This is a genomic window from Peptoniphilus lacrimalis DSM 7455 (assembly GCF_000378725.1).
Taxonomy (GTDB): Bacteria; Bacillota; Clostridia; order Tissierellales; family Peptoniphilaceae; genus Peptoniphilus_A; species Peptoniphilus_A lacrimalis.
Window position 1 is genome coordinate 130,235 of the sequence record NZ_KB900367.1, and the last position, 23,570, is coordinate 153,804.

The 23,570-nt window shown below is 27.4% G+C and carries 25 protein-coding genes; 14 read left to right on the forward strand and 11 right to left on the reverse strand.

The features are described 5' to 3' along the window. The first annotated feature begins 30 nt into the window (after positions 1–30). Positions 31–930: a membrane protein gene (locus F594_RS0100640; RefSeq protein ID WP_019034194.1), complete on the forward strand. Its 900-nt coding sequence runs from the start codon at positions 31–33 to the stop codon at positions 928–930. Between the two features lie 137 nt (positions 931–1,067). Here the strand turns inward: F594_RS0100640 and mprF are convergent, their stop codons facing one another. From mprF to F594_RS0100675, 7 genes are all read right to left on the reverse strand, one after another. Next, on the reverse strand, positions 1,068–3,596 hold the full coding sequence (gene mprF, locus F594_RS0100645) for a bifunctional lysylphosphatidylglycerol flippase/synthetase MprF (RefSeq protein WP_019034195.1): 2,529 nt from the start codon (positions 3,594–3,596) through the stop codon (positions 1,068–1,070). Continuing rightward, entirely contained in the window at positions 3,596–4,312 is a 717-nt protein-coding gene (locus F594_RS0100650; protein ID WP_009344976.1) for an alpha/beta fold hydrolase, read from the reverse strand. Before F594_RS0100650 ends, mprF begins: the two co-directional genes overlap by 1 nt. 107 nt (positions 4,313–4,419) lie before the next feature. Then, entirely contained in the window at positions 4,420–4,698 is a 279-nt protein-coding gene (locus F594_RS0100655) for a hypothetical protein (RefSeq protein WP_019034196.1), read from the reverse strand. Further along, a complete protein-coding gene (locus F594_RS0100660; RefSeq protein ID WP_019034197.1) occupies positions 4,695–5,882 on the reverse strand; it encodes a pyridoxal phosphate-dependent aminotransferase in 1,188 nt (395 codons plus the stop codon). Before F594_RS0100660 ends, F594_RS0100655 begins: the two co-directional genes overlap by 4 nt. A gap of 14 nt (positions 5,883–5,896) precedes the next feature. Next, complete coding sequence (locus tag F594_RS0100665) at positions 5,897–6,853, reverse strand: ATP-binding protein (protein ID WP_004824378.1); 957 nt, start codon at positions 6,851–6,853, stop codon at positions 5,897–5,899. Then, complete coding sequence (locus tag F594_RS0100670; protein WP_019034198.1) at positions 6,853–7,845, reverse strand: DnaD domain protein; 993 nt, start codon at positions 7,843–7,845, stop codon at positions 6,853–6,855. The genes F594_RS0100665 and F594_RS0100670 overlap by 1 nt, the downstream gene beginning before the upstream one ends. Next, the gene (locus F594_RS0100675) at positions 7,835–8,419 is read right to left on the reverse strand and encodes a GNAT family N-acetyltransferase (RefSeq protein ID WP_019034199.1); all 585 of its coding nucleotides are present in this window, start codon (positions 8,417–8,419) and stop codon (positions 7,835–7,837) included. The genes F594_RS0100670 and F594_RS0100675 overlap by 11 nt, the downstream gene beginning before the upstream one ends. Before the next feature lie 195 nt (positions 8,420–8,614). Here F594_RS0100675 and F594_RS0100680 point away from each other — a divergent pair, with 195 nt between their 5' ends. The 8 genes from F594_RS0100680 to F594_RS0100715 all read left to right on the forward strand — a co-directional run bounded on the left by F594_RS0100680 (position 8,615) and on the right by F594_RS0100715 (position 16,295). Further along, positions 8,615–9,088, forward strand: coding sequence for an Lrp/AsnC family transcriptional regulator (locus tag F594_RS0100680; protein ID WP_004824386.1), 474 nt, complete (start codon positions 8,615–8,617; stop codon positions 9,086–9,088). Positions 9,089–9,180: 92 nt separating this feature from the next. After that, the gene (locus F594_RS0100685; RefSeq protein ID WP_004824365.1) at positions 9,181–9,882 is read left to right on the forward strand and encodes a response regulator; all 702 of its coding nucleotides are present in this window, start codon (positions 9,181–9,183) and stop codon (positions 9,880–9,882) included. Beyond that, complete coding sequence (locus tag F594_RS0100690; protein ID WP_019034200.1) at positions 9,882–11,699, forward strand: HAMP domain-containing sensor histidine kinase; 1,818 nt, start codon at positions 9,882–9,884, stop codon at positions 11,697–11,699. The genes F594_RS0100685 and F594_RS0100690 overlap by 1 nt, the downstream gene beginning before the upstream one ends. Next, positions 11,686–13,026 (forward strand): hypothetical protein, encoded by a 1,341-nt coding sequence (locus F594_RS0100695; RefSeq protein ID WP_019034201.1) that lies wholly within the window; start codon positions 11,686–11,688, stop codon positions 13,024–13,026. The genes F594_RS0100690 and F594_RS0100695 overlap by 14 nt, the downstream gene beginning before the upstream one ends. A 4-nt stretch (positions 13,027–13,030) precedes the next feature. After that, positions 13,031–13,879 (forward strand): two-component system regulatory protein YycI, encoded by an 849-nt coding sequence (locus F594_RS0100700; protein ID WP_019034202.1) that lies wholly within the window; start codon positions 13,031–13,033, stop codon positions 13,877–13,879. Positions 13,880–13,927: 48 nt separating this feature from the next. Beyond that, complete coding sequence (locus F594_RS0100705; RefSeq protein ID WP_009345665.1) at positions 13,928–14,713, forward strand: MBL fold metallo-hydrolase; 786 nt, start codon at positions 13,928–13,930, stop codon at positions 14,711–14,713. An 8-nt stretch (positions 14,714–14,721) separates the two neighbouring features. Beyond that, positions 14,722–15,471: a 5'/3'-nucleotidase SurE gene (surE, locus tag F594_RS0100710; RefSeq protein WP_019034203.1), complete on the forward strand. Its 750-nt coding sequence runs from the start codon at positions 14,722–14,724 to the stop codon at positions 15,469–15,471. Positions 15,472–15,593: 122 nt separating this feature from the next. Further along, the gene (locus F594_RS0100715) at positions 15,594–16,295 is read left to right on the forward strand and encodes a stalk domain-containing protein (protein ID WP_019034204.1); all 702 of its coding nucleotides are present in this window, start codon (positions 15,594–15,596) and stop codon (positions 16,293–16,295) included. Positions 16,296–16,332: 37 nt separating this feature from the next. On the opposite strand, the gene F594_RS0100720 is transcribed toward F594_RS0100715, so the two are convergent. Both F594_RS0100720 and F594_RS0100725 read right to left on the reverse strand, forming a co-directional pair. Beyond that, the gene (locus F594_RS0100720; protein WP_019034205.1) at positions 16,333–17,679 is read right to left on the reverse strand and encodes a TraB/GumN family protein; all 1,347 of its coding nucleotides are present in this window, start codon (positions 17,677–17,679) and stop codon (positions 16,333–16,335) included. After that, positions 17,676–18,746 (reverse strand): pyridoxal phosphate-dependent aminotransferase, encoded by a 1,071-nt coding sequence (locus tag F594_RS0100725; RefSeq protein WP_019034206.1) that lies wholly within the window; start codon positions 18,744–18,746, stop codon positions 17,676–17,678. The genes F594_RS0100720 and F594_RS0100725 overlap by 4 nt, the downstream gene beginning before the upstream one ends. A gap of 157 nt (positions 18,747–18,903) precedes the next feature. Between F594_RS0100725 and F594_RS0100730 the strand changes: the two genes are divergently transcribed. Further along, positions 18,904–19,296, forward strand: coding sequence for a pyridoxamine 5'-phosphate oxidase family protein (locus tag F594_RS0100730; RefSeq protein ID WP_019034207.1), 393 nt, complete (start codon positions 18,904–18,906; stop codon positions 19,294–19,296). A gap of 113 nt (positions 19,297–19,409) precedes the next feature. On the opposite strand, the gene F594_RS0100735 is transcribed toward F594_RS0100730, so the two are convergent. Beyond that, positions 19,410–20,117, reverse strand: coding sequence for a putative ABC transporter permease (locus F594_RS0100735; RefSeq protein WP_019034208.1), 708 nt, complete (start codon positions 20,115–20,117; stop codon positions 19,410–19,412). Beyond that, complete coding sequence (locus F594_RS0100740; RefSeq protein WP_009345674.1) at positions 20,114–20,608, reverse strand: HD domain-containing protein; 495 nt, start codon at positions 20,606–20,608, stop codon at positions 20,114–20,116. Before F594_RS0100740 ends, F594_RS0100735 begins: the two co-directional genes overlap by 4 nt. A gap of 149 nt (positions 20,609–20,757) precedes the next feature. On the opposite strand from F594_RS0100740, the gene F594_RS0100745 reads away from it, so the two are divergent. From F594_RS0100745 to F594_RS0100760, 4 genes are read left to right on the forward strand one after another with little or no spacing between them, the layout of a single operon-like run. Next, positions 20,758–21,282 (forward strand): cysteine hydrolase family protein, encoded by a 525-nt coding sequence (locus F594_RS0100745; RefSeq protein WP_009345671.1) that lies wholly within the window; start codon positions 20,758–20,760, stop codon positions 21,280–21,282. Further along, the gene (locus F594_RS0100750; RefSeq protein ID WP_019034209.1) at positions 21,279–22,652 is read left to right on the forward strand and encodes an aminotransferase class I/II-fold pyridoxal phosphate-dependent enzyme; all 1,374 of its coding nucleotides are present in this window, start codon (positions 21,279–21,281) and stop codon (positions 22,650–22,652) included. The genes F594_RS0100745 and F594_RS0100750 overlap by 4 nt, the downstream gene beginning before the upstream one ends. Then, complete coding sequence (gene tmk / locus F594_RS0100755) at positions 22,630–23,238, forward strand: dTMP kinase (protein WP_009345679.1); 609 nt, start codon at positions 22,630–22,632, stop codon at positions 23,236–23,238. Before F594_RS0100750 ends, tmk begins: the two co-directional genes overlap by 23 nt. Beyond that, on the forward strand, positions 23,235–23,561 hold the full coding sequence (locus tag F594_RS0100760; RefSeq protein WP_004824239.1) for a cyclic-di-AMP receptor: 327 nt from the start codon (positions 23,235–23,237) through the stop codon (positions 23,559–23,561). Before tmk ends, F594_RS0100760 begins: the two co-directional genes overlap by 4 nt. Positions 23,562–23,570 lie beyond the last annotated feature (9 nt).

The window sequence follows — 23,570 nt, forward strand, 5'->3', positions numbered from 1 at the left end:
AATATATTATAGAGAACTAAAGGTGATTGAATGAAACTTATAGATAATGAAATTATTAATAGATATATATATTATTTGTGTCGTTATATTCCTTATGATAAAAAGGAATTGGCTAAGGATGAAATTATGGATATTTTACAAAGGCGACTTCCTATAGCCTATACCGATAAAGACATTAAAGATGAGCTAAATAGACTGGGAAATCCTTATGAGATAGGTCTTAAATATAGTAATAAGGGTAATTTTTTATTAAATGGTAAGTCTTATGAGATATTTATTTCCATGATTTACATGCTTTTTTCTGCAGGTGCAGTTTCCCTAATTCTTTTTTTCTTCAACTATTTTGCAAGAATATCGAAGCTCGGTTTTTTTGAAATATTACAAACTATAATTCTTACGGCTTTTATGCTTGCTCTTATACCTTCATGGATATGTGAAAAAGTGAAGAGTACAAAAATTTTAAAAACTTTTATGAAAGCTTGGAGCATTGATGACCTATATGAATCATCTTCTATAAAACATTCTATATATGGCATTATATTTGTTCTAATATATTCATCAATGTTTTTTCTTTTACAACTTTATACAAAAACAGGAAATATTGAAAAAAGTACCTATAATATTATTATTTTGCTCTTTTTTATAAATGTTTTAAGGGATACACTAAGAATTAGCGAGGACTCAACAGTATCTAATATTGTTTATGTGGCTTATATTTTTGACTTACTTACTATATCTATTTTCGCTATTCTTTTAAAATTTGCTATACCAAATATTTTTCCTATCAGGGTTATTATTTTTATGAATGTTGTAGATATTTTGTATATGACTGTAAATTTATTTAGAGATAAAAACATTATCAGTCTTAGAAAAAAGAGGAAACGTGAAAATAGAAATAGAAAATATAAAAAAATTGATGAGGATAAATAGTTTTAATCATCAATAAATTTATTATTCATTATTTTATATTATTAAATATTTATTAGTTTAATAAAAATTATTGCAAACAAAAAGTCCCCTAAATATGGGGACTTTTAATATTTCTGATATGAATTAATTTGAAAAAATTATTTTCTATTTTTATCGTAATTTTCCTTGGCTTTTATATCTATAAGAAAAATTGTTATTACACTATATAATAACCAAGTATTTTTAGTATAACTTAAATAAACAGAAGACCACTCTGGGTTAAATTTTTCCTTATATGCCCTTAGACCATCAAAAGAATAAAATTTATAGCCAAATTTATAAACTAAATATGCGAGTTTTTCTTCGATAAAACTGTTGGAATTTATGCCGACGTTATAAAGGGGAGCCATGCCAAAGTCAAAATATTTTTTGCCTAAATCTTTAAAATATAAAATTAAATTTATAAATAAAAAATCCATGATTCCATTTTGCTCATTTTCCCTGTTATATCTCATTAAATCTATTGTTGCCCAAGTTTCTCCTGAGGTGGGCATTATATTTGAGAAAGCAAGGATTTTTTCTCCATCTTTAACTAAGGCCATTGGACAAAGTTTTAAATACTCTTCGTTAAAAAATCCAAGAGAAAATCCTTTCTCGATTCTGCCATCAAGCCAAGAATCCGATATTTTTTTGAGTTCTTCCATAAAATCATCTTGGTAAGGAGGGCTTACAATTTCAAAGCTTAGACCTTTTTTTTCAAATTTTTTTATTACATTTCTTTGAGATTTACGCTTAGGGCCTTCCATTACGAAGTCTGAAAGTTTAACTTTTGCCTTTTCACCAAATTTTATAAAAGAGTAGCCAAAGTCATGAAGATATATGGTTTGATTTTCTTTTATTTCATAAAATACTGGATTATAACAAAGTTTATCTGCATCTGTTACAAAATTTTCTATAAGCTTTTTAAAATCTTCTTTCTTTCCAAAAGCATCTCCCATAACTAAAACCCTATCTCTGTAGGTACATATCGACATAGCACAAGTTTTTTCACCGTTTTCATTTTCATAATAATAAATATCCTTATCCCCTACAAGAGCCAGGGCAGATTCAGCATAACAATCATATTTATTTAAAATTTCAAGAACGGTTTGTCTATTTAATTTTTCTCCTAATTTTTCCTTATTTCCCTTTAAATAATCCATTAAAATTCTCGTTGCAAAATATACAATTCCTGTAATTATAATTATATTTACAAAAGATTTTTCAAAAGGAATTAAAATAAAGTATCTGGTCCTTTTAATTTTTATACCATAATTTATTACACTTAAAATTACTGTTAAAGTTCCAATAGCAAAATAAACTATTGAATCTAGTGTTATATTTTCCATAGAGTAAACAAATTGTTTACGAAAATGGATTTCTCTTGTGAAAGTAATAAGAATTAAACTTATTATTATTAAACTTATTTCTATAAAACTAAATCCTGATAAAATGCAGTAAAATAAAGCTATTAATAAATAAATAATTGTTGCCTTAACTGCACTTTTTACTCTTTTTCTGTTGGCTCTGCCAAGAAGAATAAAAGAAAAACCCAAGAGCAAACTTAAAAATTGATAAATTAAATTGGCATTTAGAAGGTTAAATCCTTTAAATAGTCGAATTTTTGATAAATTATCAGGTACAGAAATAGAAATTACCATTAAAGCCCCAAGTATATAAAGTATTAGGCAAAGAAGATCAAGCCCAATAGACTTAACTATTTTTGATGGAATTTTATCATTTTTTAAATCAAAACTTTCTCCTAAATCTGAAATAAAAAATAAAATTCCTATTATGAAAGGCACAATGTAATAAAAAAGTCTATATAAAATTAACCAAGTAAAAACTTCATTGGTATTTATTCCTATAGAAGAAAGAATGGTAATTATTGCTAGGTCAAAAGAGCCCAAACCACCTGGGATAAAAGAAATAAGACCTATTAAGTTTGCCACAACAAAAATAGCAGCCACAGGGAAAAACTTTATTTTTAAATTTAAAACATAAGCTATGCTTATGAAAAATAACATAGCACTTGTCCACTCTACAATAGAAGTTAGTGAAACATCTAGGCTATATTTTTTAGAAATATGAAATTCGTCTGTGTTTTTATATAAAGAAACAATTAAAATTAAAGGTCCATATAAAATCCCACCAATTAACCAATATTTATAATTTATAATAATCGTACTTTTATAAATTATAAGAGAAATTAAAGTGATTAAAGATAAAAAGGAAATGCCAGTTAAATCAAATAAAAAAGATTTCGCCAAGAATTTCAGAAGTTTTTTATCGTCATTTTCCTTTGCAAAATATCTAAATCTTAGACCCATATTTATTAGGCCTCCAAAACCTATTAAATTGTTAAAAGAATTTATTATAATACTTCTTTTTATTGTATATTTAATAGATTTTTCACAATTGGCAAATCTATTCAAGATTAAATCGTAATTTATCATAGGTATAAAGGATAAGAAACCTAAAACCATCAAAAAAGTTAGTTTAAAAAATCCTATGCTTGTAAAAATATTTGAAAGTTCATCATAAGAAAATTCGCGTCTTAACTTTGAAAGTTCAAATATAACTAAAAAAACTACACCAATCAAAAATATTGCTTTTATATATTTCAAAATATTTTTTATAATTTTCATTAGTCTGCCTTTCTTCTTAAAAAATCTAAGATTATTTTATTGTATTCTTTTGGATTTGTATGTGCAACTTTATGACCATGCCCTTTGATTATTGATAATTTAGATTTTTTTATTTTTTTTGCAATCTTATAAAAAGTGTCAATATAAATTAAATCTTTTGCTCCAGCAATAATTAGAACAGGAAAGTCGATTTTTTTAAAATCTGAATCTTTAATTTTTATAGTATCAAAAATAAGGCTGTAAACAGAAAAATAATTTCTAAATCTTTTACATAAGTTACTTACGATTTTTAATAAGTAATAGAAAATAAAACTGAAAATTCTAGGTAGTAATTTTATTTGGTCTACATTTTTATTAGGCGAATTTAGAATTAATTTTTTTATCCTTGAAGGATAATTTTTTGCAAAAACAAGAGCAATATTTGCTCCATCCGAAAAGCCTAAAATATTTGCCTTATCTATTTTTAGAAAATTAAGAATATCCAACAAATCCCTGGATAAATCTTCAAAAGTTAATTTTTCTTTTATAGGGTCACTTTTGCCGTGTCCTCTAGTATCTATAGCTATAACTTTGAAATATTTAGCAAAATCCCTAATTTGCTTGTCGAAATAATGAGAATTTTCTCCATTTCCGTGAAGGAGAATTAAAGCTTCTCCTTGACCTAAAATTCTTAGATAAATTTTTGAGCCACCGGAAACTTTTACATATTTTTCCATAAAGTTCACCTTACAATAAAATATTTTATCACAGGAATAAAAATTTTTATCTATATATTACAAAAAAAGGCGAGGAATTATTTTTCCTCGTCTTTCAAACTTATAATCTATATTCTTCCTGCCCCTTTAAAGGCTATATATACAACAGCCATTATTATATAAAATATTGATAGATAAAGGGCATTTTTCTTTTTATCTAGATATGTTAAAAGTAAAATCTCCGCCATGGTAAAGAGTACTAAAATGATCTGCAAGTTTCTTATGGAAGAAGGTACATAACCAATATTTGTTTTTTTTATTCTTCCTGTCCATGTAACAACAACTATTAAAAAAGTTAAAAATAAGGTGAGCTTTTCTAATAGATTTTTTAATTTTTCTTTATTCAAGAATTATATTTCCTCAATCCTTCTTTTAGAATATTCATGGCTTTTTTAATATCATTTACATTTAAGACAAAGGCAAGTCTGACCTTGTTTTTACCTTCATTGGAATTATAGAAAAATCCGTCAGCAGGTGCCATCATTAGAGTTTCACCATCTACATCAAAATCAGTTAACAGCCATTTGGCAAAATCTTCAGCATCATCTACAGGAAGGGTTGGCATGATGTAAAATGCTCCCTTTGGTTTATAAACACTTACTCCGTCAATCTTTTTAAGTTCTTCATAAATAGTGTTACGTCTTTTTTCGTATTCCTTATTAACTTCTTCGAAATAAGATTCATCTGAATTAAATAAAGCTGCAGCTCCTATTTGTTCTAATGTTGGTACTGCTAATCTTCCTGTTGCAAGTTTATTAATTGATGTCAATATATCTTTATTTTTTGCGGCAATAGCTCCGATTCTTGCACCACAGGCTCCAAATCTTTTTGATATAGAATCAAGTAAAATAAGTCTATCATCAATTCCTTCTAATTCAGCGAAAGATAAGTATTTTAATCCATCATAAATAAATTCTCTATAAACTTCATCAGTTATTATATACATATCATGTTTTATAGCTAATTCTTTAAGTCTTTCAAGTTCCTCTCTTGAATAAACTGCTCCTGTAGGATTAGTTGGGTTTGAAATTAAAAAAGCAACAGACTTATCAGAAATAACTTTTTCTATTTCTTCAGTTGATGGAAGAGCAAAACCATTATCTGGACTTGTATTAAAAGCATTAATCTTTAAATTAAGTTGGTCCATATATGTTTTATAGTTTGAATAGAATGGATTAGTTGTAATAATTTCATCACCTTCATCGGCTATTGTCATTAAAACAAGAAGCAAAGCTTCGCTAGCACCAGAGGTTATAAATATATTTTCTGGTTCAAAGTTTAAATTTCTTTTTTTATAATAATTTGACCAACTTTCTCTTAATTCATCAATTCCTGGAGCAGAAGGATATTTTAGTACTTTTCCTTGGAAATCTCCTATAGCATCAAAAAATGCTTGTGGTACTTCAACATCGGGTGCTCCTATGTTTAAATGATATACTTTCTTGCCATTTTTTTTAGCTTCTTGAGCATAAGGAGTTAATTTTCTTATAGCAGAGAATTGAATTTTTTGGACTCTATTTGATATTTTCATTATTTTTTCCTCCTCTATTGCCATCTTAAATCTTCACCAAAAAATTTAAGGGGCATAAATTTTTGAAATACCCTCGAGAAAACTCTATCAGTATAAGTTTCTGAGAGTTCTTTTGGCGACAAATTAGTTGAAATCACAGTTTTTTTACCTCTAATAAGTCTAGTATTTATGATATTAAATATTTCAGAATTTGTAAAGCTACTTACAAGCTCTATACCTAAATCATCAACAATTAATAGCTGAGCCTCAAAGAGATAATCATATCTATCATCATCAATTTTTTTAAATCTCTTATTTTCTAATAATTCAACAATTTCATAGGCTGTTAAATATATAACTGAAATATTTCTATCTAAAAGTTCCTTTGCTATACAATTTATAGTAAAAGTTTTACCTTGTCCTGTAGGTCCGTAAAATAATAAATTAAAATCATTATCTTCTTTAAAAGTTTCTATAAATCTTTTAGATATTTCTCTTATTTTTAAAATATTTTCCTTGGGACTTATGCCCTCTTTTTCATCAATTTTGTCAGAAAAAATATTTGTATCAAAGTGAAGAAAATTTTCTTTTTTTAAAGTATGGTCAAGATTTGATGTCTTATAAAGCTTATCTATAATTAATTTATTTAGGCAGTAGCATTTACTTCCATCTTCTAACAAACCACTATCTTTACAATATTCACAGTCATAAGGCATAGATAGGTAATTTATATCATAGCCGTTTTCAGTTAAAAGCCTTTCCTTTTCTTTTTTCAAGTCGCTAATTTCTCTTGTTACATCCATAACAAGAGAAGATGATGGTTTAAGAAAAAGGCTCTTGCAAGATTTAAGACCTAGTTGATTTATATATTTATCAATTTCAGCAATCTGTGGGATATTTCTATATATTTCTTTTTTTCTGTTTTTTAAAATTTCTTCATTTTTGCGTCTAATATTTTCATAATGCAGAGATATTTTTCTATTAACTTCCATTAAATACCCAACCTTTTATATGATTCTTCTCTTTTCTTTCTTGCAATTTCTTCAAGCTCATCTTCACTGTAAGCATCAGTAATTTGTTTAAAATTATGAAACTTAGTTTTTACTTTATTTTTTTGTATCTTATCTTTAAAAGGAATCTCTTCAGGACTTTTTATGTCTTTTTCTTTCCAAGATTTTAGAATTTTATTAACATAATTAATATTTGGTTTAGAAATATTTGCAGTTCTTTTGCAAGCCTCCGTGACCATATCCATATCAAAACCCATATCATCAAACCAGGAATTTACTATGTTAAATTCCACAAGATTGAATTTTTTTCTTTCAATTCCAATAAATTTTCTAACTTTATTGAATCTATAATATTTTTGATCTCTGTTGATATAAGAGTTTTCAACATCTTCTACGGTTCTTATACCATCTTTAGACCAGTTTCTTACAATTTTTTCTATATATTTCAAATCATAAACATCTTGAACTTCTGTGGCATAATAAAAAGCTTCTTCAATAACTTCAGCCGGTTCGTTATATACATCAATCCATGAAGCTATATCCATTTTTTTGACAGAAGGTATGTTTTCTCTCATCAAAAATTCAGCTTTTGCCAACAAATTTGCGATTTTTGGATCTTGAACTATATCTGAATATTTTGAAGTTTTTTCTTGGCTTTTCAAATTATATACATCTCTTATATAAAGTTCCTTTAAGTTTACAAACTCAATATCGCCTTCTTCTGAGATTTTAACAATTCCTTGTTTTTGCCAATAATTCCATGCCCTAACTATATCACTTTCAAGCATGCCCAACATATCTGCCAAAAATTCATTGTTAGTTTTTTCCTTGTCGCCCTTTAGACACAGCTTATAAGCCAAAAGATATACTTTAACAAAGTCCCCATTGGCTAAAGGCATAAAATCATTAAAAAATATATTAGATATGGGTGTTTCTCCTAAATCATATTTATTTTTTTCTAATTTAAATTCCATTTATAAAATCCTCTCTTCTTATATCCATCTGATATGCGTAGAAAAAAGTTTTGCCAAAAACTTTCTTAAAACATTCTTTATTATTATAAAAATCTTTAATATTTATATCAAAATCCCCATTGGGAAAAGACATTAAAATCGTCCATCTCTTTTTAAAACCAATTTTTTCATACAGATGAAGGGCTCTTTTATTATATGATGCAACTTTTAGGCTAATTTTTTTAAATTTAAGTTCGTCGAAAAAATATTTAAGCATGGTTTTAATTGCATCCCCTCCATAACCTTTGTTTATATAAGTAGGATTTAAAGCTATTCCTAAACACGCACTTTTTAAAAAATAAGAAATATTTTTAAAAGATATATATCCTATAGGGTAAGAATCTTTTAAAATCACATAATATTTAGAAAAAGGGCTATGGGTTTTCCAAATAAACCAATCTTTTATGCTCTTTTCTTCCACCTCATTGAAATTATAATCAAGAAGTAAATAAGAGCTGTGTTTTGACCAATTTTTAAAGGTATAAACATCCTTTAATATTAATTCTCTTAAACTCACATACTTACCCACAAGCATATTATCACCTGATATTATTATATAACATTTTTGCTTTTATTTCTTTGAACTTTGATATAAAATAAAAAGAAAAAAATCATATTTTTATTTACTTTATTTTGTAAAGTAAATAAAAAAATTTACTATTATAAAGAGTTATAGTAAAATATAAGAAAATAGTTTATAATTTAGTAATAGATTAAAAAGGAGCAAATTATGTTGGATGATATTGATTTAAAAATCCTGGAACTACTTTCCGAAAATGGCCGAATGAGTCATGAAGAGATTTCAAAACATTTAAATCTTACAAGGCCTGCTATTCACAGAAGAATTTACAAAATGGAAGAAGCAAAGCTTATTAAAGGTTATAAGGTAATAATTGACTGGGAGGAAATAGGATATAACGTTGATACATTTGTGCTTGTTAGGGTAAATACAAGCAGTTTTCCTCAACTTATTAAAGATATTAAAAATATAAAAGATCACTCATTTAAAATCTTTGAATGTTACAGAGTAACTGGAGAACATTGTATCATGTTAAGAGTTAAAACTATTACTACTAGCGACCTTAGACGTTTTTATGATAAAGTTTTGGAACTTGATGGAGTTCTAGACACAAAAACGCTTTTGATTTTAAAAAGTGAAGAATTTGATAACAAGGTTTTTTATGAAGATAATAAAGATGCCTAGTTATCTTTTAGAGCCTTAAGGCTCTTTTTTTATGGAATTTTCTTAAATAATTTTCTCAATCTTATATGTTATAATAGGAAGTAGGTGATTTAATGGATATAAAAATACTTGTAGTTGATGATGAGCAAGCAATAGCCGATATTATAAAATTTAATTTTGAACGTGAAGGTTACGGCGTTGATATTGCTAAAGACGGCTTAGAAGCTTTGAATTTTGTAAAGGATAATACTTATTCTTTGATTTTACTTGACATTATGATGCCTAAATTAAATGGTTTTGATACTTTAAAAGAAATAAGAAAGTCACATAAAACGCCTGTTATTATGCTTACAGCTCGTGAAGATGAAGTAGATAAAGTTTTAGGTCTTGAACTTGGTGCAGATGATTATGTTGTTAAACCTTTTTCTATAAGAGAACTTATAGCTAGGGTAAAGGCTGTATTAAGAAGATTTGGTCCACCGACTGAAGAAGAAGGCTCTGAAGATGAAATAATAACAGTGGGTGAACTTGAAATAGATATAAATAAATATGAAGTTAAGAAAAACGGTAAAATTATTGACTTAACTTTGAGAGAATTTGAACTTTTAAAATTTTTATCCTCTAATCCAGGTGTAGTTTTTTCTCGTGAAGAACTTTTAGAAAAAGTTTGGGAGTATGAATATTATGGAGATATAAGAACTGTTGATGTAACAATTAGACGTTTGCGTGAAAAAGTTGAAGATACCTCTAAAGATTATAAGTATATTCTTACAAAAAGAGGAGTAGGATATTATTTTGACGGAGAGGTTAAATAATGCTCAAAAATACTTTTCAAAGTATTAAATTCAGATTTGTATTAATATATTTTGTTCTTGTGCTTATCTGTATGTCTATTGTAGGTTCTTTTATCATACAAAGGCTTGAAGTTATACAAAGAGAAAAAGTCGAAGAGAATATGAAAAAAACAATATCATCAATTTCTACGGCTGTTTCTGCCACCATTAAGGGTGGTGAAGATAATTATATTTTTCTTGATAAGAATTTAAAAAATTGGGGCTTAACTTCTGGTCAAAATGTTTATATCTTATCTAGTGGTGACAATCCTAAAGTAATTTCTACATCACTAAATTCTGATGAGAATTTAAGGGGAAAAAGTGCATATTCTTTAGCATTTTTGGAATCTTCTCTTCTAACAGATGCCTCTAAAGGTAGAGAGGAAGAAAGAATCGTTTTAAATAAATCGCAAAATCTTTACAGTAAACATATTGCAAGCCCAATTTTATCTAATGAGGGAAATGTTATAGCTATAGTTTATATGACAGAAAATTTAAATTCTATTTATGAATTAATTGGCGAAGCAAAAATTATTATTTCTTATGCTACTGTTATTTCCCTTTTGATCACTTCAATTCTTGGTTATTTTATTGCAAATTCTATAACAACACCAATAAGAGATGTTACAAGAAAAGCTCGTGAAATGGCTAAGGGAAATTTTGATCAAAGAGTTGATGTAAAAAGTAATGATGAAATTGGTCAACTTGGTAATATGTTTAATTATTTGACCGATGAATTAAAAAATACTATTGCAAAAAATGATTTGGAAAGGTCAAAACTCAACACCATATTTAATTATATGGCTGAAGGAGTTATAGCTGTTGACAGGACAAATAAACTTATTCATGCTAATAGTATAGCTAAAAACCTTTTATCTCTTGATGATAGCAGGATTAATACTCAAATTAATCTTAAGAAAATTGGTTTAAAAGATATCAATTACGATATTGAAAAAAGTTTACAGGGAGAAGTGCTTGCAGAAATAAAAAATCATTTTTATAAGTTAAAATATGCTCCCTATAAGTCAGATTTAAAGGAAAATGAAGGGCTAATCATAGTTTTATCAGATATAAATAAGGAGCACAGATTAGACATTTTGAGAAAAGAATTTGTAGCTAATGTTAGCCATGAATTAAAGACACCAATTACAACTATAGGCTCATACACAGAAACTTTATTAAATGGAGTTGCTGGAGAAGATATAGATCATTTTTTAAAGGTAATAGAAAGAGAAAACGCAAGGATGGCAAGATTAGTTTCAGATCTTCTTGTTCTTTCTAATATTGATTACAAAAAAGAACACTTAAATAAAGAAAGCTTTGATTGTTATGAATTTATTGAAGAAGCTGTGGAAAGTCAAAGTTTATTAATTTCACAAAAATCTCATAATATTTCTATAGACGTTCCAATAAAAATAAGAACCATATATTCAGATAGGCATGGTGCCAGTCAAATTTTAATTAATATAATTTCTAACGCTTTAAAATACACAAAAGAAGGCGGTAAGATTTTAATTGCTGCCGAAAATTATAAAAATGGTAAAAATAATTTTGTAAAAATTTCAGTAAAAGATAATGGTATAGGAATACCCAAAGAAGATTTGCCGATGATTTTTGAAAGATTTTATAGGGTCGAAAAGGGAAGATCTCGTGAAATGGGAGGTACTGGATTAGGTCTATCTATTGCAAATGAGATGATTAAATCCCTAGGAGGAAGCATAAAAATATCCTCAACTTTAAATGTGGGAACTGATGTGGAATTGTTCTTCCCAGCTGGTGATTATTATGAATTTAAATAAGAGAGATTTTTTTATAAACTTGGTTCTTTTGCTATTAATAATTTTATTACTTATTCAAGCGGGATTTTTATGGATTAGTTTTTCTATGCCCAATAAGGTGGAAGATTTAGTCTTTAAATCTGAGGATGCATCTATGGATGTATTTATGCCTTCAATGCTTGTTGTAAATTTAGGATATAGAGAACATTATGTTTTAAGAAATTTCAAGGATTATTGGAAATTATATTCATCTGACATCTCGGAAATTCTTGAAAATGCAAGTTCTGAAAATCTTATAATGATAGATGAAAAAACCTATCTAAACTTACAGAACAAAAAATCTTTAGTTTTTAAATTTTCATCCCCCATTTCTGCATCAATATTAATTAATCTTATTGGGGAAAATAAAAAGGATAATAATATTAATTTATCAATAAATTCCATATATATATCTGATGATAATGATGTTTATCTTTGCGCATCCAATAATTTTTATAAATTATTGGGCTTAAAAACAAATTTAAAAATGAATAGACTCATTGATAATGCAAAAAATTTAGGAACAAGATATATAAACTTTTTTGAAAGGTATGGAATTTATAAGGATACCTTAATTCCTGATTCTGATTTCATAAAAACTCAAAAAATTTATTATAATATAGCAACAGATGCCTTGACAGATGATATAAGAAATAATTTAGCGGTAAGATATTTACAAACAGATCTTGATTATATAAAGGAAATTAAACAGAGCGAAAAAACTTCATACATTTATGAAAATAAATATATATCCTTTAATAAGAATGGAATTGTGGAATACTCCAATGAGGAAGAATTTAATGTTACTGATAGGAACTTATATACATCAATAATAACAGCCCTTGAATTTTTATCAAGAAATTCCGGCATGACATCTAATGTTTATTTAGACAGCACAAATCCAATAGAATATAAGGGCTCTTTAGGTTATAAGTTTTTCTTTAACTTGAGAGAATCAGGCAAGAATCTAGTTTTAAATTCCAAGGATAATTCTTTCATTGAGATGGATGTATTTTCAAATCATGTTAAATTTTATAGAGAATACTATTTTAAAAGAGCTGATGACCCATCTTATAATGAATTGAGGGTAAAAGTTTTAGATATAAAAACTATAATTGATCGAAATCTGAAAATTTTTCCTCAAGAAAAAACTGAAGATATCTTAAATTTATTAAATAATCTTTCTATAGTATATATAAATGAAAGCACAACAGATTCATCTAAGCTAAAACTTGCCTACGAACTTTTAATTAATGGCAAGAAATATTATTTTGATATTAGTCTTGGTAAATTAATATTAATAAGGTGATATTATGGATTGGAAAAAATCAAAAACAATTTTAATAATAGCTCTTATAATAACAAACCTGATACTATCAATAATTCTTTTGGTATCTTATTCTAATACCAGAGATTTATCGTTGTCAAAATATTCTATAGCAAACACTAAGGATATACTTGCAAATTTTGAAATAGAAATTGATTGTAAAATTCCAAAAAAACACCCCAGACTCTCTTCACTTTTAGTTGAATTTGAGTCTTACGATGAACAATCTTTAAACAGAAGATTTTTTGACAGTTTAGGAATAATTACCCATCCTTCTACTGACAGAATTGAGATTAATTACAACAACGAGCATATAAATTTATTTAATTACAGGAGAATTTTTTATGAAAATTCCGCAAAAGTAAAAATTTATGATGTTGATTCCTTAAAAAAGGCCCAAAAAATATGTGAAAATTTTATGCTTAATAATAACTACAATATTGATGACATGGAACTTTCATATTCTTATTTTGATGAGGGTAAGTACTATCTCAATTATTCCAAAATATTTGAGAAAAACTCTTTGGAATCCTCTTACACAAATTTTGTAATAGATAATAGAGGCGTTGTAAGTATGGATAGATTGTGGCTAAATGTTTTAAAAAAATCAAAAGCAAAGTTTAGATTATCATCAGCACCAAGGGCTTTACTTGCTCTTATTGATAAGGAAGAATCTTATGGGAAAATTGTAAAAAGAATAGTCCCATGTTATTATTTTAATCCAGAAGACCAAGGATATATTGAAGATATAACAAAAGCCTTGCAAGGTAGAGCCATTCCTGCATGGAAAATAGAATTTTCAGATGGAGATAATATAGTAATTGATACTTTCTAGCTTAACAATAATTTCCTAATATGATAGAATTTATCAGTGGAGGTAGTTATGAGATATATATCAATTGCCAGCGGCTCAAGCGGAAATTGTCAATTTGTTGAGTATAAAAATACAAGAATTTTAATAGATGCCGGACTTTCAGGCAAGAAAATTGAAAATAATCTTAAATCTCGTGGCATAGATCCATCTACTATTGATGCCATTCTTGTAACTCACGAACACAGGGACCATGTAACTTCAGTGGGAGTTTTGTCTAGAAGATACAATATAAAAGTTTTTTCTAACATAGAAACTGCCCAAGCGATGACACCTGTGGTAAAAAAAATAAATTCTGAAAATATTTATATTTTTGAAAACAACAGGGCTTTTAATTTTAAAGATTTAAAAATAAAAGCTTTTGATACCTTTCATGATTGTCAAAAAGGTTGCGGATTTGTAATCATGGGTAACAAAAAGATATCTCTTTTAACAGATACAGGTTGGGTAAATTCAAATGCTTTTGAAAGTATGAAAGGCTCATCCCTATATTATTTGGAATCAAATCACGATGTAGATATGTTGATAAACGGAAGATACACCTGGGCTAGCAAGAAAAGAATCATGTCTACAAAGGGGCATCTTTCCAATGAAAATTGTGCAGAAGTTTTAGAAAAACTTTTATCTAAAAATCAAGAAATTGTTGTTTTAGGCCATCTTTCTAATGAAAATAATAATCCGGAAATTGCAGCTAAAACAAATGAACAATATTTAAATTCAAAATATATTATTAGAGATGTGGACTACACCTTAGATGTAGCACCAAGATACGAGGCAGGAAAAGTCTATGACTTATAGGAGGTTTTATGAACATATTAGTCACAAATGATGATGGAATCATGGCAGAGGGAATAAGGACTCTAGCCAAGACCTTAATAGATAAGGGCCATCAAGTTACAATTGCAGCTCCCAACGTGGAAAATTCAGGCAAAAGCCATGCCATAACTTTTAAAACTCCTCTAGTTGTACAAAATATAGAACTCGATTCTCTTAAGGGGGTAAAAGCTTTTTCGGTTTTTGGAACGCCAGCAGATTGTGTTAGAGCAGCAGTTCATCTGTGCGACAAAAAATTTGATTATTGTTTTTCTGGCATAAATTCTGGTTATAATGCAGCGACCAATGTTCTTTATTCAGGAACAGTTTCTTCTGCCATAGAAGCTAATTTATTTAATATAAAATCAGTTGCTGTATCAGCATCCTATGTAAAAGGTCAAGTAAATTATCAGTCGGCAGCAAAAATTTCCATGGAACTTTTTGATAAGATTAAAGATGAAAATATCTTACAGGTTTATAATCTAAACGTGCCTTTTTTAAATTATGATGAAATAAAAGGAATAAAAGTTGCAAAAGTAGGAAGAGATGTCATGAGTATTTATGATATAAGTTCAGAAGGAAATGAGTATAATTTAAAGCTCAAAGGATTTCCAGAAGAACTTAAAAGAGATAAAGATTCAGATATATATTATTTGAATCAGGGTTATGCAACAGTTAGTCCCTTATATTATGATACAACCAACAAAACATCCATAGACCATTTAAAAGAAATTTTAGATTAATTCTAAATTTCTTTTTTATTTACAAAAAAATAAATGATAATTATTTTCAAAAACTATTGAATATTATTAAAGATGGCTTTATAATATCCTAGTAAAAATATTTGAAATTTTAGGAGGAAACTATGAAAAAAATATTATCATTTCTTTTAATTTTTACTGTACTTATTCCTTGCACAATTTTTGCTGGAACAGAAAAACAAGTTGCACAAAAAACACCACAAAAGATTCAGTTAGATGGTGAAGAAGTTCAAATACCAGCATATATTATCCAAGGAAAAAATTATGTAAAATTGCGTGATTTTGCTGCTATTTTATCTAAAACTAATAAAAAGTTTGATATTTCTTTTGATAAGCAAAAAAAAGCCGTAGTTATTGAAAGCGGAAAAGCTTACAACAAAACAGACAAAGATTTAAAAGAAAATAAAGAAGCAAGCGCTAAGGCAATTTTTTCTGAACAAATAGTTTTATTAGACAACAAAGAAGTTAAAGTTCAAACTGCAAATATTATGGATAATAATTATCTGCCTATAAGAGATTTAGCTGAACTTGTAGGAGTAAAAATTGATTTTAATAATGAAAAGAAAATAGTTGAATTAAAAACTGAAGAAAAGAAATGCTGTTGTTGTGGAGAAAAAACTTGCACTTGCAGTGGAGATAAAGAAAAGGGATGTACTTGCCAATGTAAATTAAACGATAAGGGTGAAAAAGAATGTCCTCACTGCAAAAAATGTCAAAAATCAATGGAAAATAAAGAAGCAAAAGAAAATAATTCTAAGAGCGAAAATAACAACAAAGAATGCGGATGTAGTTCTTCTATGAAATAAAAAAAATCACTCCTAAAATAATTTAGGGGTGAATTTTTTATAATTTAATAACTTTGTAGCCCATATCTTCCAAGATACCTCTTGCAGAAGTTTGGGGGACTAAATGGGCGGCACCTACAACAACGAATATAGTCTTGTTGTTTTCTTCCTTCAAAAGCTTATCAATTTTTTTTGCCATGTCAATATCTCTTTTATCTAAAAGTGCTTTGTCAAAGGAAATTTGAGCTTGTGAATAACCGTCATCTTCAGTTAGAGCCTTAAGGTTTTTTGTATTTCCATCTATCCAATCCTTTTGTGTAAGATATAGACTTTGATTAATATTTTTGTATCCGTTAATTTCGATTTCAGAAATTAAATCTTCAATCATTGATGCGTACATATCAGTGTCAAAATTTTTTAAGAGCTTTGCCTGAAATCTTGCACTTTCCAATTCTTTAATGGGAATATTATTAATAAGGGCAAGGTTAGAAAAATAATTTTCTATACCGTAGCTTGACCCATAAATATTTTTATCATCTAAAGAAAGCATATTATATATAGCCCAAGGTCTTATTTTATTTATTCTTTCTTTAGGTATGCCTCTTTGTAAAAGAAGAGGTAGAAGCCTATTGTATGTTTGACCCAGATCATTTTCCAAATTACCCTTAGAGTCATAGTACATATTTGTCTTATAAATTTTTGAAAGTTCAGGATCTGTTGGATCAATTTCAAAATAGATTTCTTTACTTTCATTTAAAGCCTTTATGATTTCAGACCTAATGGGATACATTTCCTTTATGCCTAAGTGAATTGAGCCTAAAAGATATATTTTATTATTTCCTTTCTCAACTTTATAAAAATATCCTTGAGATTCTTTATTTTCTTCACCTATGATTTCTTTACAAGCCCTTGTATATAGGCAGATACTTTCTTGAAGTGAGATTTTTTTATTTAAATAATCTTTATCTTGTAAACCATAGAAAAATTTTTGCCTGAAGCTTTCGTCTTTATTGACAAGGAATAAAATTGAAGAGATAACTTCATTCCTATTTAGATTTTTGAAGTTAAATTCTTTATCGTTTGTATTTATATTAAGAGAATTTAACTTGTCTTTTGTATTTTTATATAAGTATTTAGCATCGTCAAGGGTCAAATTTTTTGTGAAATCCATATTTTCTTTATTTCTTTCAAAAGGAAATATGCCGTAAAATTGGCTGTCATTAATATCATAAAGAGCCCAGTAGCTTAATTTTATATTATTTTTTATTTTAGCTTTTTTAGTGTAATAATTTTCTGATTTTATAGGTAGATTATCATTAAGATAAGAATTATTAACTCCTGCATTTACAAATATAAAGGAAAATAGAACACTAAAAATTATAAAATATCTCAAAAGTTTTTTCATAATTTAATATCCTTTAGTTTTTTAATAAAAATTTCATTGGACTTGGTATCTAAGATACAAAATCTGAAATATGTATCATCAAGTCCCTTAAAATTTGAGCAATCTCTTACAAATATAAGGTCTTTTTTTAATTTCTCAACAATAATTTTATTAGTTCCTTTCAAAACTTTTACCAAAATAAAGTTGCCCTTAGATTCTATAGGCATCAAATTATTGATTTTTTTGATTTCATCAGTTAATTTTAGCCTTTGGTCTGTAATATATTTAAAGACCCTTTCAATATATTCCTTATCCTTAAACATTTCTTGACCCATTATATCTGCACAAATATTTATTTGCCAAAGCACTTGGTTTTTCTTGAATTTTTCAATTATTTCAACATTAGAATTTAATGAATAACCAAGCCTAAGTCCTGGAATACCAAAAAATTTTGAAGTTCCTCTTGTTACTATTAACCTATCAAAAGAAGAAATTAAGTTTGTACAGGAATAAATATCCATGTCAGTAAATTCAATATAAGTTTCATCAACAATTATATAAGCTTTAGTTTTATTTAATATCTTTTTAATCTCAGTATTAGTGAGAATAGAACCAGTAGGGTTATTGGGATTAGAAAATACAAAAAGTTCAATGTTATTTTTATTTATAAAATCAATTATATAATCGCATGATATTTTAAAATTATTATCGAAATTAAGCTGATAATAATAAATTTGACTTCCGATATTTCTGAGATTATTTTCATACTCACTATATGAAGGTGATAAGATAAGAGATTTTTTTGGATCTATTATATTTATAAAGTTAATTAAAAGTTCCGTAGCTCCTAAGCCTAATATTATATGGTCCTTATGACAATGGACATAAGATGATATAGAATTTTTCAAATTATTGTAGGACGGGTCAGGATAAGTCCTTATTAAATCCAGATTTTCCTTTAAAAATTTTAAAGCCCTTGGACTGGGGCTTAAAGGATTTATGTTGGAAGAAAAATCCATAATTTCATTTATATCAACATGATTTTTTTGGGCAATTTCAAATAAATTAGCCCCGTGAAAATTTTGCAAAATATCACCCCCTCATATATTTTAACAATAAGAAAAGAAAATTAATAGATATAGAAATAATTAAATTAATTGAGAAAAAAAGTGGTATAATATTAGTGATATATAATATCATTAGGAAGTATATTTATAAAAAGATTATTTTTTTAAGGAGTGTATTATGAAAATAAATGAAGATATGAAAAAAATAATAGCAAAAGAATTAGCTTATGTTGCTACAGTTGATGGGGATTCAAATCCTAACATTGGACCAAAACGTACAATGAGATATTTAGATGAAAATCATTTAATCTTTTGCGAAAATACAGGCGGAAAGCATTTTAATAACATAAAAGAAAATGGGAAAATTGCAGTGGCCTTTGCTGATAGAGAAAATAATCACGGCTATCGTTTTGTGGGAAAAGCTACAAGCTATACAGATGATGAACATATGAATCTTGCTAAAGAAAAAGTGGGAGTAGCTCCTAAAAAAGCTTGTGTTATTATAGAAATTGAAAAAATTTATACTCTTGATTCAGGTCCAATAGCTGGAAAACTTTACAAAGAAGATTAATCTGTAGAGTTTTAAAAATAAAGAAAATTATAAATTAAATATGATTTAAAAAACTGACCTTAAGTTTTTAATTTAACTTTAAGGTCAGTTTTATATTTTAATTAAAATCTTCATTAAGAAAAATATTCATCTCTATAAGATTTTATATTATCTTCAGTTGTCTTTAATTTTTCGTTAATATTCATAGCCTTATTTCTTAGAATCTTTCCTCTTTCTAATAAATATTCATTAGAAAAAGCAGAACTGTTAGTCATATTTTCAAAATAAATATCTGCCTTTTCTTCCAATCTTTCATGAATATTTGAAAGTCTTTTGTTGAGTTTTTTCCTTGCTGATATTGTAATTATCAAATCAACAAAGGATACAAGGCTTATGGAAATAGCAAGACCAATTAAGATTGAATCCTTAATTACTGATAGGGAAAACATCAAAAAAGGTGTAGAAAATTTTATTATTACTACGTTTGCCAAGCCAAAAATCACTAAGCCATAAAGGCACACTCTTCCATGAAGTTGGAAGGGATAATTGTCGTAATTCCACCATCTATCTTTGAACATTTTTTCTAAAATATAGCCAACAATATATTCAATAGTACAAGAAACTATTGAAGCCAAAATAAATATAAGTGTAGCGGAGCCTATATCTCTTAAGAGTAAATAGGATAGAGTGGCACCAAGTCCATATATAGGACAGTAAGGTCCAAGAAAAAATCCTCTATTTACTAATTTTTTTAATTCTACTGATGAGCATAAAAATGATTCCCAAATCCAACCTATTATAGAATATATAAAAAAACAAATATATATTTTTATAAAAGTCAACTTATATCAGCCTCCAATAGATAATAATTATTTTCTTTAGGATTTAAAGTTTCTCTAACAGTTACAATTTTATCTGCTAAACTAACCACCCAGGATTCTAAATACCTTGGTGGAATTACTGTTAATGGAAACATATGCTTAATTATTATATCCTTTTCAATTTTATTAAGCTTTAGTTCACTTGTTGCATTCTTATAGGCAGTATAAGGATGAGTAAAGCCATGAATATGTCTATATTTATGTGGTTTATGCCAATCATACAAAAAATAATCGTGAAGTAAAGCTCCCCTTATAAGTGAATCTAAATCCACCCTTAATTTATATTTTTCACTAATATAAATTGCCTGCCAGGCAACTTTAATAACATGGTCATATATACTTGTAGTCCCATGCTGTATAAAATTCTTGTTATTTTTAAAACGGGTATTTTCTTCTAAAAATTTTATTTCTTTTATCAGTTTTTCTTTAGAATTGTAAGTAATATTTTTCATTCTTCCCTCTAATAATTTTCACTCTTTATATTGTACACAATAATCTTAAAATTTTTATTAAGAAATTGTTAAATTTTTAAATATTTTTAATTTTTTTAATTAAGAATAAAATTTAACAATATAGTATAATTAGAAAAAAGGAGTTTTTTATGGATATTTTACTTGTAATTGATATGCAAAATGATTTTGTTAAGGAAACTTTAAATACAAAAGAGGCATTAGAAATTGTTGATAAATTAAAAGAAAAGATAGAAAATTTTGAAGGTCAAGTGATTTATACACTTGATACTCATGATAAAAATTATTTACAAAGTCAAGAAGGCAGAAATTTGCCGATAAAACATTGTATTAAAAATACTTGGGGTCATGAAATTATTGATGAATTTAAGGCTTGTAAAAATTTCAATCACGGGAAATTTTTTGAGAAAAATACTTTTGGTTCTAAGGATCTTGTTAAATATTTAGTTGACTTAGATAAAAGAGAAGATATAGGAAAGATTTATTTTACAGGTGTTTGTACTGATATATGTGTAGTTTCTAATGCTTTATTAATTAAGGCTTTTCTTCCCGAAATTGAACTTTTAATTTATAAAGATTTGTGTGCGGGTCTTAATAAAGAAAAACACAAAGCAGCACTTGATGTATTAGATTCCTGCCAAGTTTATGCCATATGAGAAAATATATAGAAGAATCCGTTGACAAATATAAAAATGACTATGCTTTTGGTATGCCGGCTCACAAGGGTAAAAAATATTTTGACCTTGACATTAAAAGGGACTTGACGGAATTTCTTGATACGGATAATCTTTTAAACCCTCAAGGAGCAATAAAAAAGTCCCAAGAAGAAGTAAGTGAAATTTTCTCATCTAAATACTCATTTTATATTCCAAACGGTTCATCAGGAGCTATAAATATTGCAATATCAACCCTTGCTAAAAGAAAAGATAATATTCTTGTGCAGAGAAATACTCACAAGTCTGTTATGAATTCCATAATAATTAATGATCTAAATCCCATTTATATAAATACAAAATATGATGAGGAAAATGCCCTATTTTTAGGAATCGAACTCGAAAATTTAAAAAATATTTTAGAAGAAAATTCAATTCAACTTGCAATTTTTGTAAGCCCCAATTATTATGGTGGCATATTAAAGTTAAAAGAAATTGTAAGACTTTGTCACTCACACAATGTTTATGTAATTATTGATGAAGCCCATGGAAGTCATTTATATTTTTCTCATATGAAAGAATTTTGTGCTAATTTTTCAGGTGCAGATATAGTTATTAACTCCACTCACAAAACTATACCATCCTTAACTCAAACAGCTTTATTGCATGTAAATAACGATAGGGTTGATGTTGATAAACTGAAAAAAGTTATAAATATTTATACCACAACTTCACCATCATATTTGTTTCTAATATCCCAAGAAGAAGGAATAGACTATATGGTTAAAGAAGGTTATAAAAAATTAGAAATTTTACGAAAAGAATTAGACAAAATAAGTAAAGATACGGGCATTATGAGTTATAATATTAATGATTCTACTATAGCTTCATATGATACTATGAAATTTCTTTTCAGACTGCCTATTTTGAGCGGTATTGAAATTGTAAAAAAATTCCATTTAGAATATAATATTAGGTTAGAGATGGGGGATTTATATTATGCTTTAGCTATATTTTCTCCCTTGACAGAAATTTGTGAATTGAGAAAATTTATAGATGTTATTTTATCTCTTAGAAATGGAGAGTATAAAAAAATCGCTAAGCTTAAATTTCCTACAAGTAAAAGAATAATCTCTCCTAGAAAAGCTTTTGACAGTCCGTCAATTTATAAAAATTTAAAAGATTCCTGTGGAATGATTTCAGCAAATAATGTAGCTTTTTATCCACCGGGAATTCCTATTATAAGTTATGGTGAGAGGATTACAAAAGAAATTATTGATATAATATTAAATAATTTAGATGAAGGTATTGAAGTTGTAGGGATTAATCAAGGAAAAATAGAGGTAGTTGATGAGTCTATTTGTAACTTTTGAGGGTGCTGATGGTGTAGGAAAGTCCACCATAGCAAATCTCATTTATGAAGAATTATTAAAAAGAAATATAGAAGTTATAAAAACCAGAGAGCCTGGTGGCACTAGAATTTCTGAAGCTATAAGAGATATTATTTTAAATAACTCATATAGGGAAATGGATTATAGGTGTGAAGCCCTACTTTATGCAGCTAGTCGAGCTCAACACGTAGAAGAAAAAATTAAACCTGCCTTAAAAAGTGGTAAGGTAGTTTTGTGTGAAAGATTTGTCTTATCTTCTCTTGCCTATCAAGGTATTGGAAGAAATCAAAATTTAGACCACATAAAAGCCATAAACGAATATGCAACTATGGGTCTTGAGCCAGATATAGTTTTTATATTTTTAAATAAGGAAGAAACTTTAGCAAGAAAATTAGAAAATGCTGACAGACTAGAGAGGGCAGGAGATGATTTTCATAACAAAGTCCGTGATTTTTACAAAAATTTGCAAAAAAAAGATAATTATTATTTTATAGACGCATGGCAAAGCATAGATAAAGTTTTTTCAGATACCCTAGAGGTACTTGACAATGTAGGAGGTTTGAAATGAAACTGATTATTTCAATTGTTCAAGATGTTGATAGTGAAAATTTAATTCAGAGATTAAATGAAGAGGGTTTTAGAGTAACTAAAATTTCTTCAACAGGTGGTTTTTTAAAGGCTGGAAATACTACTCTTTTGTCAGGTGTTGAGGAAGATGTGTATCCTAAATTTATGAAAATTATGGAAGAAAATTCAAAAACCCGTATAGTAAATAAAACAATAGCACCTATTAATATTCCAGGACAAGCAATGATTCCTGTACCTGTTGAAGTTAAAGTGGGTGGAGCTACAATTTTTGTTATGAATGTAGTAGATTATAAGAGATTTTAGGTGATAAAA

Bases quoted from the DNA above. Each gene is read 5' to 3' on its own strand.
- F594_RS0100640 (WP_019034194.1), top strand. From the start codon at position 31: ATGAAACTTATAGATAATGAAATTATTAATAGATATATATATTATTTG.
- mprF (WP_019034195.1), bottom strand. From the start codon at position 3,596: ATGAAAATTATAAAAAATATTTTGAAATATATAAAAGCAATATTTTTG.
- F594_RS0100650 (WP_009344976.1), bottom strand. From the start codon at position 4,312: ATGGAAAAATATGTAAAAGTTTCCGGTGGCTCAAAAATTTATCTAAGA.
- F594_RS0100660 (WP_019034197.1), bottom strand. From the start codon at position 5,882: ATGAAAATATCAAATAGAGTCCAAAAAATTCAATTCTCTGCTATAAGA.
- F594_RS0100665 (WP_004824378.1), bottom strand. From the start codon at position 6,853: ATGGAAGTTAATAGAAAAATATCTCTGCATTATGAAAATATTAGACGC.
- F594_RS0100670 (WP_019034198.1), bottom strand. From the start codon at position 7,845: ATGGAATTTAAATTAGAAAAAAATAAATATGATTTAGGAGAAACACCC.
- F594_RS0100675 (WP_019034199.1), bottom strand. From the start codon at position 8,419: ATGCTTGTGGGTAAGTATGTGAGTTTAAGAGAATTAATATTAAAGGAT.
- F594_RS0100680 (WP_004824386.1), top strand. From the start codon at position 8,615: ATGTTGGATGATATTGATTTAAAAATCCTGGAACTACTTTCCGAAAAT.
- F594_RS0100685 (WP_004824365.1), top strand. From the start codon at position 9,181: ATGGATATAAAAATACTTGTAGTTGATGATGAGCAAGCAATAGCCGAT.
- F594_RS0100690 (WP_019034200.1), top strand. From the start codon at position 9,882: ATGCTCAAAAATACTTTTCAAAGTATTAAATTCAGATTTGTATTAATA.
- F594_RS0100695 (WP_019034201.1), top strand. From the start codon at position 11,686: ATGAATTTAAATAAGAGAGATTTTTTTATAAACTTGGTTCTTTTGCTA.
- F594_RS0100700 (WP_019034202.1), top strand. From the start codon at position 13,031: ATGGATTGGAAAAAATCAAAAACAATTTTAATAATAGCTCTTATAATA.
- F594_RS0100705 (WP_009345665.1), top strand. From the start codon at position 13,928: ATGAGATATATATCAATTGCCAGCGGCTCAAGCGGAAATTGTCAATTT.
- surE (WP_019034203.1), top strand. From the start codon at position 14,722: ATGAACATATTAGTCACAAATGATGATGGAATCATGGCAGAGGGAATA.
- F594_RS0100715 (WP_019034204.1), top strand. From the start codon at position 15,594: ATGAAAAAAATATTATCATTTCTTTTAATTTTTACTGTACTTATTCCT.
- F594_RS0100720 (WP_019034205.1), bottom strand. From the start codon at position 17,679: ATGAAAAAACTTTTGAGATATTTTATAATTTTTAGTGTTCTATTTTCC.
- F594_RS0100730 (WP_019034207.1), top strand. From the start codon at position 18,904: ATGAAAATAAATGAAGATATGAAAAAAATAATAGCAAAAGAATTAGCT.
- F594_RS0100740 (WP_009345674.1), bottom strand. From the start codon at position 20,608: ATGAAAAATATTACTTACAATTCTAAAGAAAAACTGATAAAAGAAATA.
- F594_RS0100745 (WP_009345671.1), top strand. From the start codon at position 20,758: ATGGATATTTTACTTGTAATTGATATGCAAAATGATTTTGTTAAGGAA.
- F594_RS0100750 (WP_019034209.1), top strand. From the start codon at position 21,279: ATGAGAAAATATATAGAAGAATCCGTTGACAAATATAAAAATGACTAT.
- tmk (WP_009345679.1), top strand. From the start codon at position 22,630: ATGAGTCTATTTGTAACTTTTGAGGGTGCTGATGGTGTAGGAAAGTCC.
- F594_RS0100760 (WP_004824239.1), top strand. From the start codon at position 23,235: ATGAAACTGATTATTTCAATTGTTCAAGATGTTGATAGTGAAAATTTA.